The following is a 7,953-nucleotide window of genomic DNA, read 5'->3' as shown; positions in this document are numbered from 1 at the left end:
GGTGCTATGGCGTAGTCGTTGCCGACCCGCCGATATACCAACAAACCATTCCCTTCGTACCGTTATCTCCCTGGGCGCACATCTCATCCGATTCGGGATCCCAAAGGACATGCTTACGGCAAGGTAACGACTCCGATCCATTTAGGAGCCTCGGAAGAAGCCGGACGACATCCCGATTTTTTGTTCGGTGTCGACCTTTTCAACGCCGGATATTATTGGGAAGCTCATGAAGCCTGGGAAGGGGTTTGGAAGGCGCTGCCTCCCAGTTGCGAGGAGTCGATCTGCCTGCAGGGTTTGATTCAAGTGTCCGCCGGACTCTTGAAAAAAGTTGTGGCTGAGACCGAAGGATCTCGACAACTGATTTCAAAGGGATTGGAAAAACTTAAGGTGGCCCAAGGGCGTCGGCCGAATTGTCTTGGTCTCGATTTCGTACCATTCATAACGGCATTGGAGAAGGCCGAGCCGGATCTCCTAGAGATATTTCTCCGTCTGTCAATCTGAGCCCGTTCGTTCTGTTTCTGCAACACGTCAGGTAAGATCAAAATGGATACGTCTATCCCTTGAAAGAACGGAAACGAAAGGCCCTCCGGGTCGTCCTGATTCTGGCCGTTATCTTTTTCACGGCGCTCGCTCTCGCCTGGCGACCGCTCCTGGACATCGTTCTGCGCGAAACGCTGGTGGATCAACTGTCGAATCGGCTGAAAGCGGAAGTGAAGATCGGCTCGATCGACGTCACTTTTTTCCCGCCCGCCATGGTGGCGGAAAAGATCACTTTGGAGCGTTCCTCCGGACCCCTCCGTTATATCAGCGTTTCCCGTGCCTCGATCCAGCCCGGTACGGGGCCGATCTTCCTCGGAAAGGTTGTTCTCAAGAAGATCGAAATCATGGATCCGGTTCTCCGGTTCGATCTGACCGACGAATCTCCGCGCAAGGAAGCTCCGAAGGGAAAATTTCGGCTCCCGCATTGGCAGGATGCGCTGCGGGTTGAAATCGGAAATCTGGCGGTTCGGAACGCCGATTTAAGTCTGTTGTTACCCGGTGATGTATCGATTCATATCCGTGGCGGTTCCTCCGATCTGGCGGCGAAACAGGGTGTCGCATCGTGGAAATGGCAAGGTTCCGGGGAAATTCGCCGCGGAGCAAAATCTTTAAAACTCGACCAGGTCGATATTGCCGCCCGCTTGTCCGGCGAGACCATCGAACTGGAGCAGTTTTCCCTGACCGGAATCGGCGCGTCGATCAACTTGAAGGGTGAAGCGTATCCGAATGCTTCTCTACTTTTGCAAGTGCGCGGCGAACTCGCTCCGGTGGAAAGCTCTCTGTTGGAACTGGGCGTGCTCTCGAAACCCCTGGATCTTGCGGGGAGGATAGGAGCGGAAGGTCGGGTTCGAGGAGCATGGGAAGATCTCCGCTGGTCGGGTGAGTTTCGCGGAGATGACTTGGGAGTGAAAGAGCGAAGATTCCCCCGCTTGGCATTTTCGTTTCGAGTCAAACGAAGATTACTCGAGGCCGCATCCGGTGAAATCGATTTCGGCGGCGGTTTGGCACGATTTTCCATCGGTTCGCTGAGCCGTGGAAAACCAGGAACGTTCGACCTGAAAGCGGAGTCGATTCCCTATCCCACGATTCAACGGGCGATCCATCCACAGTTGCAGCCGCATCTGCTCGGTCCCGTGACGGTTAGCGCTTCGGGCCGAATTGGTTTCGATCCGTGGGTCTTGGACGGCTCCTACGCTGTTTCCTCGGCCGAACTTTTTCTAGAGCTTCCGCCCAGCGCAAGACCGTATCTTCCGCTGGTGTTCAAAAACGTGAGCGCCGAAGGGAAGATGGCGTGGTTGGGGGATCAGGGCTTCGTCCTCGATCCGGGGCAGGTAAGAGCAACGGGCCTGGAGGGCACGTATCGTTTTCAATTCAAAAAGGGACCGGACACGACGGGCGAATGGTCGGCTCGCGTTTCGGATCTCTCCGCCGCCTTTGATCGACGGGCGCCGATCCATGGCCTCGGCCAGGTCGGCGGTTCACTTCATTATAAGAATCACGACTACCTGGCGAAACTTCAGTTCCAGATGGAGGAGATCCGATACGTCTCCCACGGACCCTATCGCTTGACCGGCGACATTGTTTTTGAGAAAGCCACGGCCCGTTTCGAGAAGTTTCAGCTCCTCAAGGCTGACGAATCGTTGGCGTTGGACGCAACGGCTCCTTTCGACGAGGAATCACCGATCGAGTTGCGCGGAGAAGTATCAAATTTCAACCTCGGATTGATCGCCGCGGTATTCTCGCGGCGATATCCCGTATTGGAAGGATTTCAGGGAAAAGGTTCGGGAGAGATTGAACTGGCGGGGCGGAATCGGTCTCTCAACGGGCGGATCGCCGCCACGACCGGGCCGGTTCAATGGAGGGGCGTTCAGTTCAAACGAGCCGAAGCGAACTTGGATGTCGAACGTGACCGATTCATCGTTCAGAAAGGCCTTCTGGAAGACGACTTATCCAATGTCTCCGTGAGCGGTGTTTTCGGCGCAGGAGAGTTCAAATCGTTTCAAATCAAAGCTTCCAAGCTTCCTCTTCGGGCGGTTTCGGTGCCCGAACTGTTTCAACGAATCGCGACGCACGCGGACGCCGATGTGACGTTCGACGGGGCGATACAAGACCCGTCCACGACCGGTTCGGTACAATTCTTTCGGCAGACCGAGCAGAATTTCGACTCCGTCGGTTCGGGGCGTGTCGACGGGGCGCTCTCGAAATTACACTGGTTCCTGAGTTTGGAGGAGGGAAGCGCACAGGCCCAGGGGGATATCGATGCGCGCACGGCGGACCATTTTAATGGAGAGGCGCAATTCAAGAACTTTCCTCTTAAGACCTTTTTTCCCGCCGCGGACACGCGTTCATTGCTCACCGGACAAGTTCAATTGAGTGGGGATCTTCGGAACTCTCGGACTTGGAACGGGCAAGCCTCAATCCAGGAACTCCTGGCTCAACGGGGCGCCTGGAATCTTTCCTTGACGGAACCGGCGCACGTGGTTCTTGAAAACGGTCGTCTTCACTTAGAAATGATGAATTTTTCAGGGCCGTCGACGAACGTTCAGGTGATGGGAAGCGCTGATTTGGGCGGGAAACTCGATTTGGGATTGGAGGGGGACGTGAATTTGGGAATCCTTCCGCTTCTCATTCCTCGGATCACGTTTGCGGACGGAGGAGCCCACGTCTCGCTTCGATGCGCCGGAACTTTTGAGAATCCGCAAGTCACCGGCCGGATTTCCGGAGAAAACGGCCAAATTCAATTCCAGCGTTTTCCCAACCCCATTCAGGCCATCCAATTTCAAGCGACCTTGGCCCAGCGAAGAATCTATGTGGATAAAATCACCGCTCGAGTGGGGGATGGCGATGTCAGCGCTACCGGGTACGTTCTTCTCGCCTCGGAAAAGGGACCGTCGACCTTAAATCTCGAAGGAACGATCCGGCGGGTGCACCTTCTTTTCCCAAGGACCCTGCCTTCCAGTGTGAGCGGCACGGTTTCCCTCATAGGACCGACGGCGAGACCGGTGCTTCGCGGAGATCTGTTGATTCATGAGCTGATTTATCGGGAGAGCTGGAACTGGCAGAGTAAGATTCTCTCGTTTGGACGTGTGGCTCGAGCGGCGGAAGCTCCCCGGCCGGAAGATGAACACGTGCAATTCGATCTTTCGATTCGGTCGGAAGGGGCTTCCATTTCAATCCGGAACGAGGTCGCTACGGCGCAGCTGCGCACCGATCTTCGTTTGGTGGGAACGGACCAGCTTCCCGGGCTTTTGGGCAGAGTAGAAGTGGCGGAGGGGACCGTTCGTTTTTTGGAAAACAAATTTGATTTCACCTCCGGCTTTATGGCTTTCGACAACCCTCGTTCTCTTTGGCCGGCGGTAGATTTTTCGGCGAAAACTCGCGTCCAGACGACCGACGTTTTTCTCGACGTACGAACCGAAAAGGGAGAAACGGTGGCGTATTTGTCGAGCCAGCCGCCCAAAGATGAGACGAGCATTATTTCACTTCTGACGTTGGGCGTGGATACCGATGAATTGGCCGCGGCGAGCGGCCAGGACGTCGGGTCGACGGCGATCGGCGGCGTGCTTTCGACGGCGGTGACCGGCCAATTGGAATCGAATCTCCGCCGGGCCCGAATCGTCGATACGTTCCAATTCGTCCCTTTTTTCTCGGAGGATACGAAGACGACGGGAATTCGAATGGTGGTGAAGAAGGAACTTTTCCCGAAATTTCGTCTATCGTATGCCACCGATCTGTTTGCGGGGAGCGGAGGAGAAAATACGATGAAGTTGGAGCAAAGTTTCAGTCGGCATGTTTCATTGCAAGGGAGCGTTCGAGATAACACCGGGAATGCGAATAATGATGTGGATGTCGGACTCGATCTGGAATTTTCGTTCGAGTTCTAAAACCGCCGTTCGAAGGGTGCTCATGTTCGCCGTCGCTCTGCTGGCGGTAACGGCAGACTCGCGCGCGCAAGAGCAGCCCGCTTCGGCCGGTTCCGTGAACGCCATCACGATCGATTGCCCGGATGCGGACGTGAAAAAGAGTGCCGAGGATTTCTTCGCGCCTCTTCTCGGCCAGCCCTTATCTCGGACGGCGGTTTCGGACAAGCTCAAGAGATTTTACTTTCGCGGTCCGATTTCCAGCATCCGCGTATCGCGGGTGGAAGGTCCGAAGGGAAACGAACTTCAGATTACGATCGAAGTGAATCCCCTGATTTCTTCCGTTGAAGTCGAAGGGAACGAATCCATCGGCGATGAAGATGTGGTCGATCACCTCGACGTGCGTTTAGGGGACCGGCTGGTCCCCGCTCAGATCGAGCGGCTTCGGGAGCGATTTCAAGCCTATTACGTTTATCGGGGCTTTCCGAAGGCGAAGGCGGAAGTCTCCGTCAGATCGGAAGAGCGGGCGCGCTCCGGCTCCTTGCACCTAAAGGTTCAGGAAGGCCCTCCTTGTAAAATCTCTCAGATCGAACTGGGGACGGATCGCCCGGGTGCCATGTCCCAAGGCGAAATTCAGGATCTTATGGATATAAACCGGGGCGATCGTTGCGACGGTGAAGCGATCCGGAATGGCGTGCGTCGGATCGAAAAAGAGCTTCGCAATTCGGGAAGACTCTCCGCGGTCGTCGCCGACCCCGTCGTGGATTACTCGGAGAGCCAGGCGGAGGGAAAACTGACCGTTTCCGTTCAACCCGGTCCCGTGATTCGGGTCCTTTTTCGGGGAAACACGTTCGCGTTCGAGCGCGATTCCGTCCTTCGGAAGGAAATTGGCCTCGACAGCGAACGGCAATTCAGCCGTTCCTGGGCGGAGAGCGCGGCGAAGGAATCGATCTTAGATTTTTACCGAAGGCTGGGCTATCCGAATGCCAGCGTCGAAATATCCGAGGAAACGAACGAAGAAAAGGATTCTCGGTCGATTCAATTCTTGGTCTCGCGCGGATCGACCGTTCAGCTGGGGAACGTCACGTTTCGCGGGAACCGTACGATTTCGTCGAAGGAGCTTGAGACGTATTTCGAGGGAACGGCGCCGGAGCAAACCGCAAGGAACCGATTTGTGGAGTCGGAGCTTCAGGATTCCTGGTCGGCTTTGGCGGCGTACTACCGATCCCGAGGGTATCTTCGAGCCAAAATTCTTCCTCCCAGAGTCACACCTCATTCAAACCACCGAACCATGGATGTCCTATTTGAAATCGAGGAGGGAGAACCCTCGACTTTAGGTGCGTATCGGATCGAGGGAAATCATCTGTTTGACAATCGGGAAGTCGAAGGCGCGATGAGCGTTCAACCCGGGGATCCCATCAACATGGATGATCTGTCGCGATCGGCTCAGCGGCTAGAGGCTAAATACCGATCGCGAGGCTACAAGTTTGCCTCGGTCCAGCTCCCTCCGATCGAGGAGATTCCCGAAGGAGCGGTGACCCTGCCGGTGAAAATTCAGGAAGGGCCGATGGTTCATTTCGGAGCGGTGGCCATTCGCGGCAACGCCACGACGCGAGAAAAAGTGATCGCCCGGGAGCTTCGGTTCAAGGAGGGGGACCCGTACGATCCAGACCGAATAGCGGACAGCCGCCGCAATATCGTCCGCCTCGGTTTTTTTCAGCGGGTAACGATCGAGGAACTTGAGTTCGATTCCGCTCAGGGCAGGGAGGATGTGTTGATCACCGTGGTGGAACGGAAGAAACGCGTCGTGACCCTTCGTCCCGGTTTTTCGACGGATGACGGCGCCCGCCTGGCCGGTACCGCGAGCTACATTAATATCGGTGGAACCGGCCGCTCCACGGCGGTATCGGGACGGGTGAACCGTCAAATCAAAAATGCGGATATCACCGAACACCAGGTCATCGTGACGTATCGCGAGCCGAGGATTTTCCGCTTGGTGGACGGCCGGGTGAATTTCATCGAGGAACGGAGTGAAGAGCAGCAATTTGATATCGAGAGACAAAGCGTCATTCTGGCGATCGAACGACAGGTGCGGCAGTGGTTTCGAGGGACGTTGCAGTGGGAGCTGGAATTCCGCGATCCTTTCGACGTCGATCCGACCGCGACGCTAAGCCCCTTCGATGAAGATCGGGCGCGATTCGGATCGATCGCCACTATTTTCGATTTCGACCGACGTGACGATCTTCTCAATCCGCGCAACGGATCGTTCCATACGTTGAAATTCTCCGTTTTCCACGACGCCCTCCTCTCGGAGGCCGATTTTTATCAAGCATTTCTGAGCAACAGCTTCTATCGGCCGGTTTATCGGAAAGTTCGTCTGGTTGTTGCCCTGCGCCTCGGTTTTTCCGGAACGTTCGGAGCCACTTCGGAACAGGGGATTACGGAAATTCCAATCGAAAAGCGTTTCCGTCTCGGAGGAAACAACAGCCTTCGCGGGTTCTCGCGCAATTGCGTCGGCGGACTGTCCACGGATGTTCCGGAGAACTGCTCCGACCAGGCGTTGGAACAAGCTCCGGGGGGGAACAGCCTGTTCAATTACATGGCGGACCTTTTGATTCCGTTGGGGAAGGGGATTGATTTGGCCGTTTTCACCGATGGAGGCAACGCATTTCTCGGAAACGGCGATTTTGACATCACCAACGTTCGAAGCACGGCCGGCTTCGGTCTGCGCTACAACACGTTTTTCGGACCGTTGCGCCTGGATTACGGAATCAAACTCGATCGGCGCACGGGCGAGAATTTCGGCGAATTCCATTTCGCCGTGGGGCAGTTATAAGGACGAAGTCGGCACGACCGTTTTAAGAAATGGGATGTTCTTCAGGAAACGAGTGGATATCGAAGCAGGAACTCGGCGCCCGGATTGCGATTCACTACATTTAGCCGAACGTTCATCCGATCTGCCAGCAGCTTTACGATCGCCAGTCCGATGCCGGCGCCCCGCGTCGAACGGGTCATCTCGTTTTCAATACGGTAGAAGCGATCAAAAATTTTGCCCATTTGTTCGGGCGGGATGCCGGGGCCGAAATCTCGGACGCTGATGACGGATTGATCGTGGTCCCGAACGTGACGGAGCAAGATTCTCTTCTCGCCTTCGCCTGAAAACTTGATGGCGTTGTCCACGAGATTGTGGAGAATTTGTGTGAGGGCGTCCTCGTCCGCCAAGATATTTCCGGAAGCAGGTTCGATGGAGACTTCCAAGGTGTAGTCGGCTCGTTGGGCGATCGGATCGAGCTTATTGGAGATGCGTTGAAGGAGTGACGCGGGATCGTGGAGCGCCACCTGAATCGCCCAGTCGTTGTTTTCGAGTCGTGCCAACGCAAGAACATTTTCAATCAGTCGGGAAAGGCGTTCGCTTTCCTCGCCGATATAACGAAGGTATGTCGTTCTCTTCGATTCGTCGGGCCACGTTTCCTTCAACACTTCCGCATACATCCGAATCGACGTAAGGGGACTTCGCAGGTCATGGCTGACGGCCGAAACAAAATCCGCTTTC

The 7,953-nt window shown here is 55.6% G+C and carries 4 protein-coding genes; 3 read left to right on the top strand and 1 reads right to left on the bottom strand.

The window, feature by feature from the left end; genetic code table 11:
* The first annotated feature begins 18 nt into the window (after positions 1-18).
* From VI895_14260 to bamA, 3 genes are read left to right on the top strand one after another with little or no spacing between them, the layout of a single operon-like run.
* Positions 19-501, top strand: a complete 483-nt coding sequence (locus VI895_14260; GenBank protein ID HLG20963.1) for a DUF309 domain-containing protein — start codon at positions 19-21, stop codon at positions 499-501.
* A gap of 59 nt (positions 502-560) precedes the next feature.
* On the top strand, positions 561-4,424 hold the full coding sequence (locus VI895_14255) for a translocation/assembly module TamB domain-containing protein (protein HLG20962.1): 3,864 nt from the start codon (positions 561-563) through the stop codon (positions 4,422-4,424).
* Positions 4,387-7,236 (top strand): outer membrane protein assembly factor BamA, encoded by a 2,850-nt coding sequence (gene bamA / locus VI895_14250; GenBank protein HLG20961.1) that lies wholly within the window; start codon positions 4,387-4,389, stop codon positions 7,234-7,236. Before VI895_14255 ends, bamA begins: the two co-directional genes overlap by 38 nt.
* A gap of 41 nt (positions 7,237-7,277) precedes the next feature.
* Here the strand turns inward: bamA and VI895_14245 are convergent.
* On the bottom strand, positions 7,278-7,953 hold a 676-nt coding region (locus VI895_14245; GenBank protein ID HLG20960.1), incomplete at its 5' end, for an ATP-binding protein.

Source organism: Bdellovibrionota bacterium (assembly GCA_035292885.1).
Classification (GTDB): domain Bacteria; phylum Bdellovibrionota_G; class JALEGL01; order JALEGL01; family DATDPG01; genus DATDPG01.
This window is presented reverse-complemented; position numbering and strand designations above follow the sequence as displayed.

What these genes read in the sequence shown, in the direction of transcription:
- bamA (HLG20961.1), top strand. Translation starts at nt 4,387, where the DNA reads ATGTCGGACTCGATCTGGAATTTTCGTTCGAGTTCTAAAACCGCCGTT.